At 33.5% G+C, this 20,047-nt stretch carries 17 protein-coding genes, 1 tRNA gene, 2 rRNA genes and 1 other annotated feature; of the genes, 6 read left to right on the top strand and 14 right to left on the bottom strand.

The window, feature by feature from the left end; translation table 11 throughout:
- Positions 1-3: 3 nt before the first annotated feature.
- Positions 4-56 (bottom strand) — a sequence feature (5S ribosomal RNA rRNA prediction is too short).
- 146 nt (positions 57-202) lie between these two features.
- From CRIB_RS11765 to dnaA, 14 genes are all read right to left on the bottom strand, one after another.
- Positions 203-3,100: ribosomal RNA gene (locus CRIB_RS11765) — 23S ribosomal RNA — on the bottom strand.
- Between the two features lie 97 nt (positions 3,101-3,197).
- A tRNA-Ala gene (locus CRIB_RS11760) sits at positions 3,198-3,273 on the bottom strand.
- Between the two features lie 112 nt (positions 3,274-3,385).
- Positions 3,386-4,890, bottom strand: a 16S ribosomal RNA gene (locus CRIB_RS11755).
- Together the 16S and 23S rRNA genes with 1 tRNA gene alongside form the textbook arrangement of a ribosomal RNA operon.
- A 195-nt stretch (positions 4,891-5,085) precedes the next feature.
- On the bottom strand, positions 5,086-5,862 hold the full coding sequence (locus CRIB_RS11750; protein ID WP_180702507.1) for a SigB/SigF/SigG family RNA polymerase sigma factor: 777 nt from the start codon (positions 5,860-5,862) through the stop codon (positions 5,086-5,088).
- On the bottom strand, positions 5,862-6,248 hold the full coding sequence (locus CRIB_RS11745; protein WP_180703727.1) for an ATP-binding protein: 387 nt from the start codon (positions 6,246-6,248) through the stop codon (positions 5,862-5,864). The genes CRIB_RS11750 and CRIB_RS11745 overlap by 1 nt, the downstream gene beginning before the upstream one ends.
- Before the next feature lie 24 nt (positions 6,249-6,272).
- Positions 6,273-6,590 carry an STAS domain-containing protein gene (locus CRIB_RS11740; protein ID WP_180702506.1) on the bottom strand — a complete coding sequence of 106 codons (318 nt, stop codon included), beginning with the start codon at positions 6,588-6,590 and terminating at the stop codon, positions 6,273-6,275.
- 18 nt (positions 6,591-6,608) lie between these two features.
- A complete protein-coding gene (locus CRIB_RS11735; RefSeq protein WP_180702505.1) occupies positions 6,609-6,869 on the bottom strand; it encodes a DUF948 domain-containing protein in 261 nt (86 codons plus the stop codon).
- Positions 6,869-7,156: a YtxH domain-containing protein gene (locus tag CRIB_RS11730; protein ID WP_180702504.1), complete on the bottom strand. Its 288-nt coding sequence runs from the start codon at positions 7,154-7,156 to the stop codon at positions 6,869-6,871. The genes CRIB_RS11735 and CRIB_RS11730 overlap by 1 nt, the downstream gene beginning before the upstream one ends.
- 75 nt (positions 7,157-7,231) lie before the next feature.
- Positions 7,232-9,658, bottom strand: coding sequence for a DNA gyrase subunit A (gene gyrA, locus CRIB_RS11725; RefSeq protein WP_180702503.1), 2,427 nt, complete (start codon positions 9,656-9,658; stop codon positions 7,232-7,234).
- A 17-nt stretch (positions 9,659-9,675) separates the two neighbouring features.
- On the bottom strand, positions 9,676-11,577 hold the full coding sequence (gyrB, locus tag CRIB_RS11720; protein ID WP_180702502.1) for a DNA topoisomerase (ATP-hydrolyzing) subunit B: 1,902 nt from the start codon (positions 11,575-11,577) through the stop codon (positions 9,676-9,678).
- A complete protein-coding gene (gene recF / locus CRIB_RS11715; RefSeq protein ID WP_180702501.1) occupies positions 11,578-12,693 on the bottom strand; it encodes a DNA replication/repair protein RecF in 1,116 nt (371 codons plus the stop codon).
- A 15-nt stretch (positions 12,694-12,708) separates the two neighbouring features.
- On the bottom strand, positions 12,709-12,915 hold the full coding sequence (gene yaaA, locus CRIB_RS11710; RefSeq protein ID WP_180702500.1) for a S4 domain-containing protein YaaA: 207 nt from the start codon (positions 12,913-12,915) through the stop codon (positions 12,709-12,711).
- 120 nt (positions 12,916-13,035) lie between these two features.
- Complete coding sequence (dnaN, locus tag CRIB_RS11705) at positions 13,036-14,142, bottom strand: DNA polymerase III subunit beta (protein WP_180702499.1); 1,107 nt, start codon at positions 14,140-14,142, stop codon at positions 13,036-13,038.
- 241 nt (positions 14,143-14,383) lie between these two features.
- A complete protein-coding gene (gene dnaA, locus CRIB_RS11700; RefSeq protein WP_180702498.1) occupies positions 14,384-15,706 on the bottom strand; it encodes a chromosomal replication initiator protein DnaA in 1,323 nt (440 codons plus the stop codon).
- 663 nt (positions 15,707-16,369) lie between these two features.
- Here dnaA and rpmH point away from each other — a divergent pair.
- From rpmH to mnmE, 6 genes are all read left to right on the top strand, one after another.
- Entirely contained in the window at positions 16,370-16,504 is a 135-nt protein-coding gene (gene rpmH / locus CRIB_RS11695) for a 50S ribosomal protein L34 (RefSeq protein WP_007285206.1), read from the top strand.
- Positions 16,505-16,581: 77 nt separating this feature from the next.
- Positions 16,582-16,923 carry a ribonuclease P protein component gene (rnpA, locus tag CRIB_RS11690; protein WP_180702497.1) on the top strand — a complete coding sequence of 114 codons (342 nt, stop codon included), beginning with the start codon at positions 16,582-16,584 and terminating at the stop codon, positions 16,921-16,923.
- Positions 16,924-16,952: 29 nt separating this feature from the next.
- Positions 16,953-17,204, top strand: a complete 252-nt coding sequence (gene yidD, locus CRIB_RS11685; protein WP_180702496.1) for a membrane protein insertion efficiency factor YidD — start codon at positions 16,953-16,955, stop codon at positions 17,202-17,204.
- Positions 17,205-17,233: 29 nt separating this feature from the next.
- Entirely contained in the window at positions 17,234-17,932 is a 699-nt protein-coding gene (locus CRIB_RS11680) for a YidC/Oxa1 family membrane protein insertase (protein ID WP_180702495.1), read from the top strand.
- On the top strand, positions 17,907-18,530 hold the full coding sequence (gene jag / locus CRIB_RS11675) for an RNA-binding cell elongation regulator Jag/EloR (protein WP_180702494.1): 624 nt from the start codon (positions 17,907-17,909) through the stop codon (positions 18,528-18,530). The genes CRIB_RS11680 and jag overlap by 26 nt, the downstream gene beginning before the upstream one ends.
- 122 nt (positions 18,531-18,652) lie before the next feature.
- Positions 18,653-20,032 (top strand): tRNA uridine-5-carboxymethylaminomethyl(34) synthesis GTPase MnmE, encoded by a 1,380-nt coding sequence (gene mnmE, locus CRIB_RS11670; protein ID WP_180702493.1) that lies wholly within the window; start codon positions 18,653-18,655, stop codon positions 20,030-20,032.
- The last annotated feature ends 15 nt before the right edge of the window (positions 20,033-20,047 follow it).

Here is a 20,047-nt window from a genome sequence, read left to right as displayed (position 1 = left end):
GCCGCTAAAGAGCTTAACTTCTGTGTTCGGTATGGGAACAGGTGTATCCTCTTTGCTATAATAACCACATTATATGTTTGCCCTTCTCTTAAGGACAAGTATAATATTAACATTTTCGATTAATAATGTCAATACTTTTTTATAAAGTTTTTTCAAAGTTAGTACTCTGAAAACTGCATACCATTTAATTCCATCATTTCTTTTGGTCAAGTCCTCGACCTATTAGTATCGATAAGCTAAATACATTACTGCACTTACACCTTCGACCTATCAACCAGGTAGTCTTCCTGGGGTCTTACCCTTACGGTGGGAAATCTTATCTTGAAGTTGGCTTCGCGCTTAGATGCTTTCAGCGCTTATCCATTCCGTACATAGCTACCCAGCCATGCCCTTGGCAGAACAACTGGTACACCAGAGGTACGTCCATCCCGGTCCTCTCGTACTAAGGACAGGTCTTCTCAAATTTCCTACGCCTGCGACGGATAGGGACCGAACTGTCTCACGACGTTCTGAACCCAGCTCGCGTACCACTTTAATGGGCGAACAGCCCAACCCTTGGGACCTACTACAGCCCCAGGATGTGATGAGCCGACATCGAGGTGCCAAACCTCCCCGTCGATGTGGACTCTTGGGGGAGATAAGCCTGTTATCCCCAGGGTAGCTTTTATCCGTTGAGCGATGGCCCTTCCATGCGGTACCACCGGATCACTAAGTCCGACTTTCGTCCTTGCTCGACCTGTATGTCTTGCAATCAAGCTTCCTTTTGCCTTTACACTCTTCGCACGATTTCCGACCGTGCTGAGGAAACCTTTGAGCGCCTCCGTTACTTTTTAGGAGGCGACCGCCCCAGTCAAACTGCCCACCTGACGGTGTTCCAAGACCTGATTCAAGGCCTATGGTTAGGATCCCAGTACTACAAGGGTGGTATCCCAAGGTTGACTCCACACAGACTGGCGTCCATGCTTCTTAGTCTCCCACCTATCCTGTACATGTAGTACCAAGACCCAACGTCAAGCTACAGTAAAGCTCCATGGGGTCTTTCCGTCCTGTCGCAGGTACCCGGCATCTTCACCGGAATTACAATTTCACCGAGTCTATTGTTGAGACAGTGCCCAAATCGTTACGCCTTTCGTGCGGGTCGGAACTTACCCGACAAGGAATTTCGCTACCTTAGGACCGTTATAGTTACGGCCGCCGTTTACTGGGGCTTAAGTTCACTGCTTCGATTGCTCTAACAGATCCCCTTAACCTTCCAGCACCGGGCAGGCGTCAGCTCCTATACATCGTCTTGCGACTTAGCAGAAACCTGTGTTTTTGGTAAACAGTCGCTTGGGCCTATTCTCTGCGGCCTGTCATAGACAGGCACCCCTTCTCCCTAAGTTACGGGGTCATTTTGCCGAGTTCCTTAACAATAGTTCTCTCGCTGGCCTTAGGATACTCTCCTCACCCACCTGTGTCGGTTTACGGTACGGGCGCCTTTAAACTCGATAGAAGCTTTTCTTGACAGTGTGAAATCAGCTACTTCGCCCCGAAGGGCTTCCCCATCACATCCTAGCATTGTCTAAACGGATTTGCCTATTTAGACTGCCTCAATGCTTAGCCGTACATAACCAACAGTACGGTTAGCTTATCCTACTGTGTCACTCCATCTCTCAAACGCTTATTGGCGGTACAGGAATATCAACCTGTTGTCCATCACCTACGCCTTTCGGCCTCGGCTTAGGTCCCGACTAACCCAGGGCGGACGAACCTTCCCCTGGAAACCTTGGGTTTACGGCCCGTGGGATTCTCACCCACGTCTCGCTACTCATGCCAACATTCTCACTCGTATACTGTCCACATGTCCTTACGGTCATGCTTCAGCCTGCATACGAAGCTCCCCTACCCATCATAATTGATGCCGTAGCTTCGGTAGTACGTTTTAGCCCCGGAAATTTTCGGCGCAGGATCACTCGACCAGTGAGCTATTACGCACTCTTTAAATGAGTGGCTGCTTCTAAGCCAACATCCTGGTTGTCTGTGCAATCCCACATCCTTTACCACTTAACGTACATTTAGGGACCTTAGCTGACGATCTGGGCTGTTGCCCTTTTGACTATGAATCTTATCACCCACAGTCTGACTCCCAAGTAAAAGAAAACGGCATTCGGAGTTTGATAGTCTTCGGTAAGTGCAATACCCCCTAGGACATTCAGTGCTCTACCTCCGTTTCTCTACGCTTGAGGCTAGCCCTAAAGCTATTTCGGGGAGAACCAGCTATCTCCGGGCTCGATTGGAATTTCACCGCTATCCACAAGTCATCCCCGAGCTTTTCAACGCTCGTGGGTTCGGTCCTCCACGAAATTTTACTTTCGCTTCAACCTGCTCATGGATAGGTCGCCCGGTTTCGGGTCTACGCCAAGTAACTTAATCGCCCATTTAAGACTCGCTTTCGCTACGGCTCCACACCTTAAGTGCTTAACCTTGCTACTTAACGTAACTCGTTGGCCCGTTCTACAAAAAGTACGCGGTCACACAAGTAATGTGCTCCCACAGCTTGTAAGTACAGGGTTTCAGGTTCTATTTCACTCCCCTCCCGGGGTTCTTTTCACCTTTCCCTCACGGTACTATGCGCTATCGGTCACTAGGTAGTATTTAGGCTTGGAGGATGGTCCCTCCTGCTTCCCACAGGGTTTCACGTGTCCCGTGGTACTCTGGATCATACTAGTAGCTTTCTCGTTTCAACTACAGGGCTATTACCTTCTATGGCGGAGCTTTCCAACTCTCTTCATTTACGATATTGCATCCATGTTGTATGTCCGCAACCCCAACGAAGTAAACTTCATTGGTTTGGCCTGTTCCGCGTTCGCTCGCCGCTACTTACGGAATCGAATTTCTTTCTCTTCCTCCGGGTACTTAGATGTTTCAGTTCCCCGGGTTCCCCTCGCTAAGCTATGTATTCACTTAACGATACTTAGACATTACTCTAAGTGAGTTTCCTCATTCGGAAATCTTCGGATCAAAGTTTACGTGCAACTCCCCGAAGCTTATCGCAGCTTATCACGTCCTTCATCGGCTCCTAGTGCCAAGGCATCCGCCCTGCACCCTTAATAACTTGACCAGTTATTAAAAGTGTAATTTTTAAGACTTTTCTTGTCTATATATGTTTAAAATGATGTCATATCACTAAATGTTATGCAGTTTTCAAAGTACAAACATGGTGGAGATGAGGAGGATCGAACTCCTGACCCCTTGCGTGCAAGGCAAGTGCTCTCCCAGCTGAGCTACACCCCCGTATTTATTTTTACAACGATATATATTTTATAGTATATGTCGAAGATTGTCAATAGAGTTTTTAATTTTTATTAAGAACCCTCAAAATTAAACAGTAGGTAATTCTCCTTAGAAAGGAGGTGATCCAGCCGCACCTTCCGATACGGCTACCTTGTTACGACTTCACCCCAGTTATTGATTTCACCTTCGACACTCGCTTCCCAAATGGGTTAGCTAAGTGGCTTCGGGCGCCCCCAACTTCCGTGGTGTGACGGGCGGTGTGTACAAGACCCGGGAACGCATTCACCGCAGCATTCTGATCTGCGATTACTAGTAACTCCAGCTTCATGTAGGCGAGTTTCAGCCTACAATCCGAACTGAGAATGGCTTTAAGGGATTAGCTCCGCCTCACGACTTGGCTGCCCTCTGTACCACCCATTGTAGCACGTGTGTAGCCCTAAGCATAAGGGGCATGATGATTTGACGTCATCCCCACCTTCCTCCAGGTTATCCCTGGCAGTCCCTCTAGAGTGCCCAACTTAATGCTGGCAACTAAAGGCAAGGGTTGCGCTCGTTGCGGGACTTAACCCAACATCTCACGACACGAGCTGACGACAACCATGCACCACCTGTCACTTCTGTCCCCGAAGGGAAAGATGCGATTAGGCATCGGTCAAAAGGATGTCAAGCTTAGGTAAGGTTCTTCGCGTTGCTTCGAATTAAACCACATGCTCCGCTACTTGTGCGGGTCCCCGTCAATTCCTTTGAGTTTCACTCTTGCGAGCGTACTTCCCAGGCGGAGTACTTAATGCGTTAGCTGCGCCACCGAAGGGGGTAACCTCCGACAGCTAGTACTCATCGTTTACGGCGTGGACTACCAGGGTATCTAATCCTGTTTGCTCCCCACGCTTTCGTGCCTCAGTGTCAGTTACAGTCCAGAGAGCCGCCTTCGCAACTGGTGTTCCTCCTAATATCTACGCATTTCACCGCTACACTAGGAATTCCACTCTCCTCTCCTGCACTCAAGTTCCCCAGTTTCAAAGGCTTACTACGGTTGAGCCGTAGCCTTTCACCTCTGACTTAAGAAACCACCTACGCACCCTTTACGCCCAGTAATTCCGGATAACGCTAGCCCCCTACGTATTACCGCGGCTGCTGGCACGTAGTTAGCCGGGGCTTCCTCCTCAAGTACCGTCATTATCTTCCTTGAGGACAGAGCTTTACGACCCGAAGGCCTTCATCGCTCACGCGGCGTTGCTGCATCAGGCTTTCGCCCATTGTGCAATATTCCCCACTGCTGCCTCCCGTAGGAGTTTGGACCGTGTCTCAGTTCCAATGTGGCCGATCACCCTCTCAGGTCGGCTACTGATCGTCGCCTTGGTAAGCCGTTACCTTACCAACTAGCTAATCAGACGCGGGTCCATCCTGTACCGCAAAAGCTTTGATACTTCTACCATGCGATAAAAGTATTTTATCTCGTATTAGCATACCTTTCGGTATGTTATCCGTGTGTACAGGGCAGGTTACCCACGCGTTACTCACCCGTCCGCCGCTCTTTACCGAAGTAAATCGCTCGACTTGCATGTGTTAGGCACGCCGCCAGCGTTCATCCTGAGCCAGGATCAAACTCTCAAATAAAAGTTGTTACCTGCTCAGACTAATCATTATCTGAATATCTGGCTTGGTTTGTTTAGTTTCAATTCTATAAATTAACCTACTGTTTAATTTTCAAAGTTCTTATTTGATTGTCCTGTTTTCTTAAGGACAAGTAATAATATACTATATATTAAACAGTAGGTCAATACTTTTTTTAAAATATTTTTATATTTTTTTCTACAAGTGCTTTTCGTACTCTTTTCTAAGTTTCTCAACAATCTTTTTTTCTATTCTAGAGACTGTCATTTGAGATATTTCTAACTCTTTTGCTATTATAGATTGAGTTTTATCTAAAAAGAATCTATCTTTAAATATTTTAACTTCTAGTTCATTTAAACTTTCCATAAATTTATTTATAAAATCTTTTTGTTCTATATTATTAAAACTACTTTCCTCTTCACCGATTTTATCTATAAGCGTGATATCTTTATCTTCTGAGTCATCATTGCCAGATGAATCTAAAGATATTGGCTGGTATCCATAAGATGCTTCCATCGCTTCTAAAACCTCTTCTTCAGTACAACCTATATAGTCAGATATATCTTTTACCTTTGGATGAGTCTTATTTTCTTGCTCAAGTGCCACTTTAGCTTCACTTATTTTTTTGCTTAGCTCTTGAACTCTTCTTGGAACTCTTAAGGCCCATACTTTATCTCTAAAGTATTTCTTTATTTCACCTATTATTGTTGGTGTTGCAAAACTTGAAAACTCATACCCTTTTTCTATATCATATCTATCTATTGCATATATTAGTGCTAAAGATCCTACTTGATATAAATCTTCATATTCAACACCTTTATTAATATACTTTTTAGCTAACAAGTTTACTAAATATAAATGTCTTTCAATAAGAATATTTCTAACATCCTTATTATCTTTATCTTTACTATATATCCTAAATAACTCTTTTGTATCTATATCTAGGTAATTTGTAGCATTAGCTACATTCTTCATTAAATATCAACTCCTAAATACTTAGTCATTTTTATTATTGTTCCTTGGTTGTCTTTTGATTCTATCTTCACATCATCCATTAGTGTTTGGATTATAAATAATCCTAATCCATTTTCTTTTGGTTGTGTTAAATCAGGTGTAGCTATTGATTTTACATCGTACCCTTTTCCATTATCTTTTATTTCTATATCTAATCCATTTTCTAATATAGTATATGTTATACTTACGCTTTCATCATCACTATGCTTTATAGCATTAGTACAAGCTTCTGATACTGCTACTTTCATATCTTCTATATCATCTATTGAAAAGCCTATCTTATTAGCTATACCTGAAGTAGTTAATCTTATTATACTTACAAAATCAGGATTAGCACTTATCTCCATTTTTATAGTTTCACAAGTCAAACTCTATCCCTCCACTTTAAATATTTTATCTAGACCTGTTATAGTAAAAATCTTTTTTACGTTACTCTTTGGATTTATTATATATATTTCTTTATTATCCGTTTTTAGCTTCTTTAAAACACCTATCATAGCACCTAGGCCCGTAGAATCTATATAATCTAAGTTCTCAAGATTTATCTTCATATCTAATATTTTTTCGTCAGCTAAATTATGTAAATGCTCTTTTAACTTATCTGCTGTTGATACATCTAACTCTCCTCGAAGAGATATATCCCAAAAACTATTTTCGTTATTTAATTTAGAATCTATATTCATTGACATTCTAATTCCTCCTTATTGTTATCTCCTTTTTACAAATCTGAATACTTTCGTTATACTTGTAATCTTACTTAGCATACTAACTATTTCTTCTGTATATGTTGTTATTGATGCCACATTTTCTATAGTTTCATGTATGTGTCTTTCGTTATAGTCTATAATTTTATATACTTTTTCTACAACTTTATTAGTAGTATTTAGTAATTTCCCTATATATATAGCTATAATTAAAGCTGAGGCTCCTATTAAAAATGCCCCTATCTGCCATCCCAAAGTATTCATTACTTATTATCTCCCTCGTTACTAAATGTTTTACTTATCACAATTTCATCTTCAGATATATGTATATTATCGTCTTCTACAAAGTTATCATCTATAAAATCGTTGATTTTTTCTTTTACATCATCAAATGTTCCTTGTAAAACATCCTTTGGATTTTCTTTAATTTCATCTAATTTATTTTTTGCATCTTTTCTTAATTCAGAACCTTTTTTAGGTGCAAGGAATAGACCAGCTATAAAACCTATTAGTGCTCCTAATAATAAAAAATTTCCACTCTTTTTACTCATAATATTTCCTCCTCTAAAATTAAATTATTTATATATATGTATATATAAAGTTAGCAAAAAGAATAGGATATAATCCTATTCTTCTTCCATCTTTATTTTTGAAATAGAAACTACATTGACTTCGTCGTCAGTTTTCATTAACTTAACTCCACTAGTTACTCTTCCGAATAATGAAATTTCATTAACTCTTAATCTTATAAGTACACCATCAGAGTTTATTATCATCATTTCATCATCTTCATTTACCATTTCTGCTCCAACAAGTTTTCCTGTCTTTTCAGCTATGTTGTAAGTTTTTATTCCTTTTCCTGCTCTTATCTGAGTTCTATATTCATTTATATCTGTTCTTTTTCCAAATCCATTTTCACTAACTACTAATACATCAGTACCTTCTTCACATAAGCTCATAGATACAACTTTATCCTCATTAGATAATGTTATACCCTTAACCCCCATAGCTGTTCTTCCCATCGGTCTTATGTCATTTTCATCAAATCTTATAGACATACCTTCTTTTGTCACTAAAAGAACATCTTTGTTTCCATCAGTTACTTTAACGCCTATAAGTTCATCATCTTCTCTTAAACCTATAGCTATTAATCCAGATTTATTTATGTTTTTGAATTCCTCACGGTTAGTTTTCTTAACTATACCATTTTTAGTAGCTAATAATAAGTATTTGTTTTCATCCTTTTCATCTATAGCTAGTAGTGTAGCTATTTTTTCGTTAGGACCTAATTGAAGTAAGTTTACAATAGCAGTTCCTTTTGCTTGTCTCTTACCTTCAGGTATTTCATAAGCATTTAGTCTAAATACTCTACCTTTATTTGTAAAGAACAGTAATCTACTATGTGTAGTTGTACTTACTAAATGTTTTACAAAGTCTTCTTCTCTTGTCGTAAGAGCAGATATTCCTCTACCGCCTCTTTTTTGACTCTTATAAGTATCAGCTGGAAGTCTCTTGATATATCCAAAATGAGTAAGAGTTATTGCTATTTCTTCATCATCTATAAGATCTCTCATATCTATTTCGCCTTCAGCATGTCTTATTTCAGTTCTTCTTTCATCTGCATAATTTTCTTTTATTATAAGCATTTCTTCTTTTATTACGTTAAGAAGTAATCTTTCATTAGCTAAGATTTCTTTTAATCTATTAATTTTCTTTATTAATTCTTCATACTCAGCTTCTATCTTATCTCTTTCTAATCCAGTAAGCCTTTGAAGTCTCATATCTAATATAGCTTGAGCTTGTATATCAGTTAATCCAAACTTCTCAATTAAACCAGCTTTAGCTTCTTGAGTAGTTTTAGAAGCTCTTATTAAGCTTATAACTGCATCTATATTATCTAAAGCTATTCTTAATCCTTCTAATATATGTGCTCTCGCTTCAGCTTTATTTAGTTCAAATTTAGTACGTCTAGTTACTACATCTTTTTGATGTTGTACATAATGATATAGTATTTGTTTAAGATTTAATACTTTAGGTTGACCATTTACTAATGCAAGCATTATTACACTAAATGTATCTTCCATTTGAGAATGTTTATATAAGTTATTTAATACTATATTAGCATTAACATCTCTTTTAAGCTCTATAACTATTCTCATCCCATTTCTATTACTTTCATCTCTAAGATCAGATATTCCTTCTATCTTTTTGTCTTTAACTAATTCAGCTATTCTTTCAACTAACTTAGCTTTATTAACTTGATAAGGTATTTCAGTTACTACTATTTGTTGTTTTCCTTTTGGTAATTCTTCAATTACCGCTCTAGCTCTAACTTTAACCTTACCTCTACCAGTTCTATATGCCTCAGCAATGTTTTCTTTACCCATTATTAACGCTGCTGTTGGGAAATCTGGACCTTTTATAAATTGCATTAAATCTTCAACAGAACATTCTTCGTTATCTATTAAATGTACCGTTGCATCTATTACTTCACCTAAGTTATGAGGTGGTATAGATGTAGCCATACCAACGGCTATACCATTAGATCCATTAACTAAAAGATTTGGATATCTTGATGGTAATACTGATGGTTCTTTTAATGATTCATCAAAGTTAGGTACGAAATCAACTGTTTCCTTTTCTATATCTCTTAATAATTCAAGAGATAATTTAGTCATTTTTGCTTCTGTATAACGCATTGCGGCTGGCGAATCACCATCTACAGAACCAAAGTTACCATGTCCATCAACTAAAAGTCCCCTAGTTGCGAAATCTTGAGCCATTCTAACCATTGCTAAATAAACTGCTGAATCTCCGTGTGGATGATACTTCCCTAGAACGTCCCCAACTATACGGGCAGACTTTCTATATGGTTTATCTGGTGTTAAATTTAATTCATTCATTGAATATAATATTCTTCTATGAACTGGTTTTAATCCATCTCTTACATCCGGAAGAGCTCTACCAACTATAACACTCATAGAATAGTCTATATAAGACTTTTTCATTTCTTCTGCTATTTCAATAGGGAGTATTCTATTATTTTCTTCCATTGATACTCATCCCCTTTCTATATATCTAAGTTTCTAACATATGTTGCATTTTCTTCTATAAATTCTCTTCTAGGAGCAACTTTGTCACCCATAAGCATTGAGAATACCTCATCTGCAAGTACTGCATCTTCTATAGATACTTGTAATAAAGTTCTTGTTTCAGGATCCATTGTAGTATCCCATAACTGTTCAGCGTTCATCTCTCCAAGTCCTTTGTATCTTTGAAGCTCTACACCTTGTCTTCCGATTTCTTCTAATAAAACATTTAATTGTTCATCAGAATAAACATAGTATTCTTTCTTTTGCTTTTTAACTTTGTATAAAGGTGGCTGTGCTATATACACTAATCCATTCTCTATTAATGGTCTCATATATCTGAAGAAGAACGTTAATAATAATGTTCTTATATGTGCTCCATCGACGTCGGCATCGGTCATGATAACTATTTTATGATATCTAGCTTTTTCTAAATCAAAGTCATTACCAACCCCACATCCAAATGCAGTTATCATATTTTTTATTTCATCTGATGATAATATTTTATCTAATCTAGATTTTTCAACGTTTAATATCTTACCTCTTAACGGAAGTATTGCTTGCGTATGTCTATCTCTACCTTGTTTAGCAGAACCACCGGCAGAATCCCCTTCGACTAAGAATATTTCACTCTTAGAAGGATCCTTTTCAGCGCAGTCAGCTAATTTCCCTGGCAATGAAGTACTTTCTAATACACTCTTTCTTCTAGTTAGTTCTCTTGCCCTTTTAGCTGCTTCTCTTGCTCTTTGAGCTCTAAGACCTTTATCTACTATTATCCTAGCTGTAGTTGGGTTTTCCTCTAAAAAAGCTCCTAACTCTTCTACTGTTACGCTATCTACTATACCTCTCATAACCGTATTTCCTAATTTAGTCTTTGTTTGACCTTCAAATTGAGGCTCTGGAAGCTTTACCGATACTACAGTTGTAAGACCTTCTCTTATATCCTCACCTAATAAGTTCGGCTCATTTTCTTTTAAAAGTTTATTTCTCTTAGCATATTCATTTATTGTCTTTGTAAGAGCTGTCTTGAATCCTGCTAAGTGAGTACCACCTTCGTGAGTATTTATATTATTAGCAAAAGAATATATGTTCTCTGAATAACCGTCAGTATACTGCATAGCTAACTCAACAACATAATCATCTACTTTTTTATCTATATAAACTATTTCATCATGAATTCCAGTTCTAGATTTATTTAAATATTTTACGTATTCTACTAATCCTCCAGTGTAATGGAATTCTTTTTTCTTTTCTTGCCCTTCTCTCTTATCCTCAAATACTATTTTTATACCTTTATTTAAGAAAGATAACTCTCTAAGTCTATGCTCTAATGTATCAAATTTAAATTCAATTTCATCAAATATTGTAGCATCTGGCATAAAGCTTATAGTAGTACCTGTATCTTTGCATTCACCTACTATTTCAAGATCTGTTGTAGGTGTACCTAATTTATATGATTGTTTGTGTATCTTTCCATCTCTGCGAACTTCTGCTACAACCCATTCAGATAGAGCATTCACTACAGAAACCCCAACTCCGTGAAGACCACCAGATACCTTATATCCTCCTCCACCGAATTTACCTCCTGCATGAAGTACTGTTAAAACTGTCTCTAGTGTAGATTTTCCTGTTTTAGGATGTATCTCTACGGGTATACCTCTACCATTATCCTTTACTGTTATACTTCCATCTTTGTTTATTGCAACATATATTTCTGAACAATAACCTTGTAATGCTTCATCTATACTGTTGTCTACTACTTCATAAACTAAATGGTGTAAACCTCTAGGACCTGTTGAACCGATATACATACCTGGTCTTTTTCTAACGGCCTCTAATCCTTCTAGAACTTGTATCTGACTTGCACCGTATTCTTGTTTCATCTAGTTCCCTCCATTCTCTATATTAATAACTTGTCCATTTTCAATCCTAAAAATGGTTGTATTACTTTTATTAAATATATTTATATGTGAAACTTCAGCGGTAGTTATAAACATTTGAACTACACTCAAGTTATCTATCAATAGTTTTTGTCTTGTTTCATCTAATTCACTAAATACATCATCTAAAATTAGAATTGGGTATTCTCCAACTTCATTTTTTATAAGCTCTATTTCAGATAATTTTAATGAAATAGACGCTGTTCTTTGTTGTCCTTGTGATCCATAAAGTCTAACATCTAACCCATTTACATATATATTTAGATCGTCTTTATGTAAACCATATCTAGTTGTTCTTACATCAATATCATGCTTCCTACTTGAAACAAGTTTATCTAAGAATTTATTATATATGCTATCAATAGTATCGTCATCGTTTATATCAATCTGGCTTTTATATGTAATTGATAATTCTTCAATTGAATTTGTCAATTTAAAATGCATATTTTTAGATATATCTGCTATTTTTTTTATAAAATCTCGTCTTAAAATATATAGATAACTTCCATATCTAGCTAAACTTTCATCATAAACATCTAGTAATGCTTCATCTACGTTATTAGTTTTTAGTAACTGATTTCTTTGAAAAAGTACTTTATTATAATTAGTAAGATAATTATAATATTTAGGCATAATTTGACTAATTTCTTTATCAATAAACGATCTTCTTTCCTTTGGACCTTCTTTAACTAATCTAAGATCTTCCGGTGAAAATATAACAACGTTTAAATTTCCAAGTAATTCATGAATCTTTTGTATGTGAATTTTGTTTACCTTTATACCCTTTTTATTCTTTCCAATTGCTATCTCTATTAGACCATCTGTATGTTCTTTTGAAAAACTACCACCAACATACAAATTTTCAGTATCAAATTTTATAATTTCTTTATCTCTGCTAGTTCTAAATGATTTTCCAAAAGATAACATATATATAGATTCTACTATATTCGTCTTCCCTTGACCATTTTTTCCTAAAAGAAGATTAACTTTTTTATTAAATTCTAAATATAAATTATTATAATTTCTGAAATTCACTAATTGTAAATTATTTAGTCGCATAAAAGGCTCTCCTTTTTACACTACTTTTATTTTCTGTCCTTCAACCTCTACAACATCTTGAGATTTTAATTTTCTACCTCTTCTCATTTCAACTTCTCCATTAACCTTAACTAAACCTTCTAATATTAAAAATTTAGCATGTCCACCTGTAGATACAGCATCTGCTAACTTAAGAAGTTGATCTAATTTTATGTATTCTGAATCTATATTTATTTCAATCATCAATGAGTTCCTCCTATTAATAATAATTTGTGATATTTATAAAATATCACATTAAATATATATTATATCACAAAATTAGCTACAAAAACCCAACTTTATTAGTTGGGTTTTCTGCTTAAACTATATATTAGATGATATTCTTACTGGAAGTAGTAAATAAGTATACTTAACGTCATCTGCTGGTCTTATTATACATGGGTTTATATTTGTAGTGAATTCTATAAATATTTCTTCACTATCTATATTTTTTAAACCTTCTAAAAAATATCTAGAGTTAAATGCTATATCTAAATATTCACCAGTTAATTCTAAACTAACTTCTTCATATACATTTCCTTTATCAGTATTTGAAGTAATTGCCATAACGTTATCTCTTATAGATAACTTTATTAAATTATTTTTCTCAGATTGCGATAATAGTGATGCTCTTTCTATACTATTTAAAAGTTCCTTTGTCTTTAATTTTACTTTTGAGTTATATTCTCTAGGTAATAATTTTTTATAATCTATAAAGTCACCTTCAAGAAGTCTAGTTATTATTTTAGTGTCATTTATAATAAATATTGCATTTTTTTCATCAAATCCTACTTTTACATCCTCTTCAGATGATAATAAGCTATTTACATCATTTAATGTTTTTCCAGGTATTATAACCTTCGCATTATTTATTATATTATTAATCTTACAACTTCTAACTGCTAGTCTATATCCATCAATAGCAACTAAGCTTATATCTCCATCAACTATTTCTAAAAGTTCTCCCATTAATATAGGCTTTGTTTGATCTTGAGATATAGCAAATACTGTTTGCTTTATCATATTCTTTAATAACTCTTGAGGTATGTTATATAGATCCTCTTCATTAACTTCAGGAAGTCTTGGATATTCTTTTGCAGAATCTCCCTTTATCTTAAATCTTGAATTTAAACAATTTATATATACATTATTTTCAGCGTCTGTTTCTATTTCAACAAATGAATCAGGTAACTTTCTAATAATATCCCCAAAAAGTCTAGCGTTTACTACAATTTCTCCCTCTTCAATAACTTCAGCTTGTGTATAAGTTTCTATTCCTATTTCTAAATCATATCCAGTTAATTTTAATTGTTCGTCTTTAGCGGATAATAAAATACCTTTTAAAAGCTCTAAAGTTGTTTTTCCATTAATAGCTTTTTGTGAAATACCTATTTTATTAGCTAAAAACTTTTGATTACAAATTATTTTCAATGTGGATAACCTCCTTGTTGCATTTATATAAAAAAATAAATAAAAATATTAGTAGTAATAGTAGTAAGTGTTGTTGATAATGTTAATAAGTATCTATGCCTAAATAAATTCAAAGATATCAACATGTGTATAAAATGTTAATATCTTTGTTATTTTTTATATAATATTGTGTTAATAAAATTTAGACAAAAAAACTATAAACATTACATTAACACTATATCCACAGGCAAATGTTTATAAATTATCCCTTTAAATCTAAAATTATTTTGTCTATTTTAGATTTAATTTCTTCATTTACTTGTATATCTTTAACTATCTTATCATGGGCATGAATAACAGTTGTATGATCTCTTCCTCCAAATTCTTCACCTATTTTAGGAAGTGATAAATCTGTAAGTTCACGAGATAAATACATAGCTATCTGTCTTGGATAAGCTATAGATCTTGTTCTTTTTTTAGAATTGAAGTCTTCCATCTTTATATTAAATACAGAAGATACTTTTTCTTTTATTCTATTTACAGTAATTTCTTCATTTTTAGTAGTAGTTATTATATCTTTTAGCGCTTCTACAGCAAGATCTAAAGATACTGTTCTATTAGTAAGAGATGAATATGCAATTACTCTTGTTAAAGCACCTTCTAATTCTCTTATGTTAGATTTTATATTTTTAGCTATATAGTTAGTTACTTCATTTGAAACTTCTATGTTTTCCATTTGAGCTTTTTTTCTAAGTATGGCTATTCTAGTTTCAAAGTCTGGAGCTTGAATATCTGTTATAAGTCCCATTTCAAATCTAGATCTTAATCTGTCTTCTAATGTAGGTATCTCCTTTGGAGGTCTATCACTAGAAATAATTATTTGCTTATTCGCCTCATGTAATGAGTTAAAAGTATGGAAAAACTCTTCTTGAGTTCTTTCTTTTCCTGCGATGAACTGAATATCATCTATAAGAAGTATATCTACATTTCTATATTTATTTCTAAATTCTTCATTTCTATCATCTTTTATAGAATTTATAAGCTCGTTGGTAAATTTTTCAGATGAAACGTAAACAACCTTAGCATCCTTTTTTTGAGTTATTATATGATGACCTATCGCATGCATTAAGTGAGTTTTTCCTAATCCAACACCTCCATATAGGAACAGTGGATTGTAAGCTCTAGCAGGAGATTCAGCAACAGCAACGCATGCAGCATGTGCAAATCTATTACTATTACCGATTACGAAAGTATCAAAAGTGTATTTAGGATTTAAATTAGGGTAATTTTTTGGAGGTAAATTAGAAGATTTCGGTTCTTCCTCTAAGCCTTCAATGTATTTTTCATCTAAAACAAATTTGACTTTATACTTTTTTAATGAAAGTTGATTTATTGAGCTTTCAATTAGATTTAAATATCTATCCTCTAAAATACCTTTAGTAAAATCATTAGGAACTAAAAGTATTAATTCGTTTATATGTATTTTTAAAGGTATTATTTGCTTAAAAAAAGCATTAAAACTAGGTGGAGATAACTCACCTTTTATTAATTGTAATGTTTTGTCCCATAAAGAAACTATGTCCATAATATTAACCTCCGCATAGAATAATTGACATTTTCCACAAATTTATTAACAAAAGCTAATTAAATCTATATAAATTTTATAAAATAAGAATATTTATGGATAATTGTGTGGATAAAATAAAATAGTGGTAATTATTCTTGTAAAGCAAAAAGTTATAAACAATATGTATATAAAGTTATAAATAGTAAAATGTATAAAGAAATTACTTTATAACTAAAGTATTGTCAGTTAGCTAATAAGTTATACACATTTATATCCACAGCTTGTGCATAACGTTGATAAGTTAATAAATTTTATTAACATTATACACAAGTACATCTATAATATCAGAATAAACGTCAAACTTCAATAATTTACAACGAATTTATCCACAATATTCACTATATGTTGATAAATATATATACATCAATATGATGGTTAAAAATAAATTGTTTATACTATATAAAAAAATAAATATAAATAATAATGAAAGATGTGAATAATAATTATAAAATCTCTTAAATTAGAAATAAGATAATTATAGTAAAATTGTTATGTATGACTTCCAAAAACTCGTTGACAACATATATAAAAGCATTTATAATTGTATGTGTTATGTTTACTTTGAGGGTAAAGTTATTATTTTTATAAACGGAAAACAAATCTGAAAGGCGGTGTAATACGATGAAAAGAACTTATCAGCCAAAGAAAAGACAAAGAAAGAAAGAACATGGTTTCAGAAAGAGAATGAAAACGTCTAACGGAAGAAACGTGTTAAAAAGAAGAAGAGCTAAAGGAAGAAATAGATTAACTCATTAATAATTAAAAAGGCCGCTATTAAGTGGCCTTTTTGTGTAGAAAATATAATTAACAGCTGTGTTTATGGAGGTTTTAAGATGGACTTCAAAAGAACCCAAGGTTTAAAAAAAGACTCTGATTTTAGAAAAGTATACAAACACGGCAAATCTTTTGCGAATAGAAACTTAGTAATGTATATACTAGATAATAAATCAGACTCTACTCGAGTAGGGATTTCAGTTTCTAAAAAAGTAGGAAATGCTATTAATAGAAATAAAGTAAGAAGAAGAATAAAAGAATCATATAGATTAAATATTGATGCAAACGTTAAATGTGGATATGATATTGTATTTATAGCTAGGGTTGCGATAAAAGAAGCTGACTATAAGGATATAGAAAAATCTATGAATCATATTATAAAAAAAGCAGGATTAATATAAATATATTTTTTTGCTTGGAGGTCTATATTTTGAAAAAAAAGTATTACATATTAAAGGAAATTAATAGGTATTTATCGAAGTTACTTATTTACTTAGTGAGATTTTACCAAAAGTTTATATCTCCTTTAAAAGGACCAACTTGTAGATTTTATCCTACATGTTCTCAGTATTCAATTGAAGCAATTAGAAAATATGGAGTGTTAAAAGGGATATATTTAACTATAAGACGATTATTAAAGTGCCATCCTTTTCATCCAGGAGGATATGATCCACTTAAATAAAACAACACATACTTTAGGAGGTATATAAAGTGAACATTTTAAGTAATGCCCTAGGGCATGTCCTAAGAATAATATTTGAACTTGTTCAAAATTATGGGCTTTCAATAATATTATTCACTATATTAGTAAAAGTATTATTATTACCACTTACAATTAAGCAAACAAAATCTACAAAGGCAATGCAAGATATACAGCCTAAGATACAAGAAATACAAACGAAGTATAAAGATAAACCAGAAAAGCAACAACAAGAAATAATGAAGATATACACAGAAGCTAAAATTAATCCATTAGCAGGATGTTTACCTTTACTAATACAAATGCCGATATTAATTGCACTATTCTCTGTATTAAGAGAACCTGTTACATATGGAGTTTTCGCAGACCAGGCTCAATTTGTAAATGCAGCTAAAGGGTTTTTATGGATAAAGGATTTAACTACGCCAGATTATATATTAGCTATATTATCAGGAGCAACTACATTTTTAATGCAAACATTAATGATGCCTAAAGATCAGCAACAAGGATCTATGAAGATAATGACTTATGTTATGTCAGCTATGATGTTATTCTGGGGATTCTCTTTCCCAGCAGGTCTTACATTATACTGGACGATAGGTAACGTGTTTGCAATAGGACAACACTATTTAATCATGAATCCTTTAAGAGCTAAACTGGCTGTTTCTAAGGAGGAAGTAGTAGATGAAAAGCCTAGAAATAAGAAGTAAAAGTAAAGAAGAAGCTATAAACAAAGCGTTAGTTGAACTAAATTCTAAGTTAGAAGATTTAGAAATTGAAGTATTAGAAAGCCCAACAAAAGGGTTTTTAGGATTTTTAGGTGCTAAGGAAGGTCTTTATAGATTTACTGTTATAGAAAAAGAAACAGATATAGCTAAGTCTTTTGTTAAAAACATACTTAAAAATTCTAATATAGATGCAGATTTAAGTGTAACTCAAGAAGGTAATCTTATAAAAGTGGATATAAGAGGTCAAGAAGCAGCGTCTTTAATTGGTAGAAGAGGAGAAACTTTAGATTCTATACAATTATTAACAGGACTTGCCCTTAATAAAATAAATAAAAATTCTAATATGAGAGTTCTTGTTGATATAGAAGATTATAGATCAAAGAGAGAAGAATCTTTAATAAGATATGCACACAAGGTAGCTAGAGAAGTAGCTAAAACAAAGATAACTAAAAAACTGGACTATATGAATCCTTATGAAAGAAGAATAATACATTCTGCGCTTCAAAATGATAAGTATGTAAGTACTTATAGTGAAGGAACTGACCCATATAGAAGATTAGTAATAGAATATATAAAATAAAATTAACCTCCTATCATCTAGGAGGTTAATTTTATTTTTGCAATTTATTTTATATAATGATAAGATTAAGGAAACAATTAAAAGTAATGAAATAGAAAAAAATATATTAAGAGGTGAAAAATTTGTTTATAGATGATACTATAGCAGCAATTGCTACGGCTCCAGGAGAAGGAGGAATAGGAATAGTCAGAATTAGCGGAGAAAAATCTCTTGAAGTCGCTCAATCAATATTTAAATCTAAATCGGGTAAAATGATAAAAGATTATAATACCAGAACTTTAATATATGGGAAAATAGTTGATGGTGAAAAGGTAATAGATGAAGTATTAGTAGCTTACATGAAGGGTCCAAATTCATATACTGCTGAAGATGTAATAGAAATAAATTGCCACGGTGGATTTATTTCAGTAAAAAAAATATTAGAACTTATATTATCTAAAGGTGTAAGAATAGCTGATGCAGGAGAGTTTACAAAAAGGGCGTTTTTAAATGGAAGGATAGATTTATCTCAAGCAGAAGCTATAATTGATGTTATAAAATCGAAAACGGATATGGCTCATGAAGTAGCTCAAAATCAATTAGAAGGAAGTTTAGCTAAAAAAATTAAAGATTTAAGAATGAATGTTACGGAAGTTTTAGCTCACTTAGAGGTTTCTATAGATTTTGCAGAAGAAGATGTGGAAGAAATCACATATCAAACACTTGAAGAAAAATCTCTTGAACTTAGAAATGAAATTAAAAAACTTTACGATACGGCAGAGAGTGGTAAAATACTTAGAGATGGTTTAAAAACTGTAATAGTAGGTAAGCCTAATGTAGGAAAATCATCGTTACTGAACTCTATATTAGGAGAAAATAGAGCTATAGTAACTGATATAGCAGGTACAACTAGAGATGTCATTGAGGAATTTGTTAATATAAAAGGTATACCTTTAAAAATAGTTGATACTGCAGGTATAAGAGAAACAGAAGATGTAGTAGAAAAAATAGGTGTAGAAAAATCTAGAGAATCTTTTAGCACGGCAGATTTAGTTATAATGGTACTAGATGCATCTAGAAAATTATCTGAAGAAGATATGGAGATTTTAGAAAGCATTAAAAATAAAAAGACTATAGTTTTATTAAATAAGGTAGATTTAGAGGCTCAAATAGAATTAGAAAAAATAAAAGAATTTGTTAGTAGTGATGATATAATAGAGATATCGGCTTTAAAGAATCAAGGTATAGAAGAATTACAAGATAAAATAGAGTCAATGGTGTATCAAGGAAGTGTAAAAAATTCTTCTAACTTAATGATAACTAATTCAAGACATAAAGATGCTTTATTTAAAGCATATGAATCTATAAATGACGCTATAAGCGCTATTGAGCAGAGAATGCCATATGATTTTATAGAAGTTGATTTTAAAAATATATGGGATTATTTGGGATATATAAACGGAGATACAGTAAGAGAAGATTTATTAGATACAATATTTGCAAACTTCTGTATAGGTAAATAAATATATAAAAGAACG

It is taken from the genome of Romboutsia ilealis (genome assembly GCF_900015215.1).
Taxonomy (GTDB): domain Bacteria; phylum Bacillota; class Clostridia; order Peptostreptococcales; family Peptostreptococcaceae; genus Romboutsia; species Romboutsia ilealis.
This window is presented reverse-complemented; position numbering and strand designations above follow the sequence as displayed.

Coding starts and splice junctions, on each gene's coding strand:
- CRIB_RS11750 (WP_180702507.1), bottom strand. CDS start 5,862: ATGAAGAATGTAGCTAATGCTACAAATTACCTAGATATAGATACAAAA.
- CRIB_RS11745 (WP_180703727.1), bottom strand. CDS start 6,248: ATGGAGATAAGTGCTAATCCTGATTTTGTAAGTATAATAAGATTAACT.
- CRIB_RS11740 (WP_180702506.1), bottom strand. CDS start 6,590: ATGTCAATGAATATAGATTCTAAATTAAATAACGAAAATAGTTTTTGG.
- CRIB_RS11735 (WP_180702505.1), bottom strand. CDS start 6,869: ATGAATACTTTGGGATGGCAGATAGGGGCATTTTTAATAGGAGCCTCA.
- CRIB_RS11730 (WP_180702504.1), bottom strand. CDS start 7,156: ATGAGTAAAAAGAGTGGAAATTTTTTATTATTAGGAGCACTAATAGGT.
- gyrA (WP_180702503.1), bottom strand. CDS start 9,658: ATGGAAGAAAATAATAGAATACTCCCTATTGAAATAGCAGAAGAAATG.
- gyrB (WP_180702502.1), bottom strand. CDS start 11,577: ATGAAACAAGAATACGGTGCAAGTCAGATACAAGTTCTAGAAGGATTA.
- recF (WP_180702501.1), bottom strand. CDS start 12,693: ATGCGACTAAATAATTTACAATTAGTGAATTTCAGAAATTATAATAAT.
- yaaA (WP_180702500.1), bottom strand. CDS start 12,915: ATGATTGAAATAAATATAGATTCAGAATACATAAAATTAGATCAACTT.
- dnaA (WP_180702498.1), bottom strand. CDS start 15,706: ATGGACATAGTTTCTTTATGGGACAAAACATTACAATTAATAAAAGGT.
- rpmH (WP_007285206.1), top strand. CDS start 16,370: ATGAAAAGAACTTATCAGCCAAAGAAAAGACAAAGAAAGAAAGAACAT.
- rnpA (WP_180702497.1), top strand. CDS start 16,582: ATGGACTTCAAAAGAACCCAAGGTTTAAAAAAAGACTCTGATTTTAGA.
- jag (WP_180702494.1), top strand. CDS start 17,907: ATGAAAAGCCTAGAAATAAGAAGTAAAAGTAAAGAAGAAGCTATAAAC.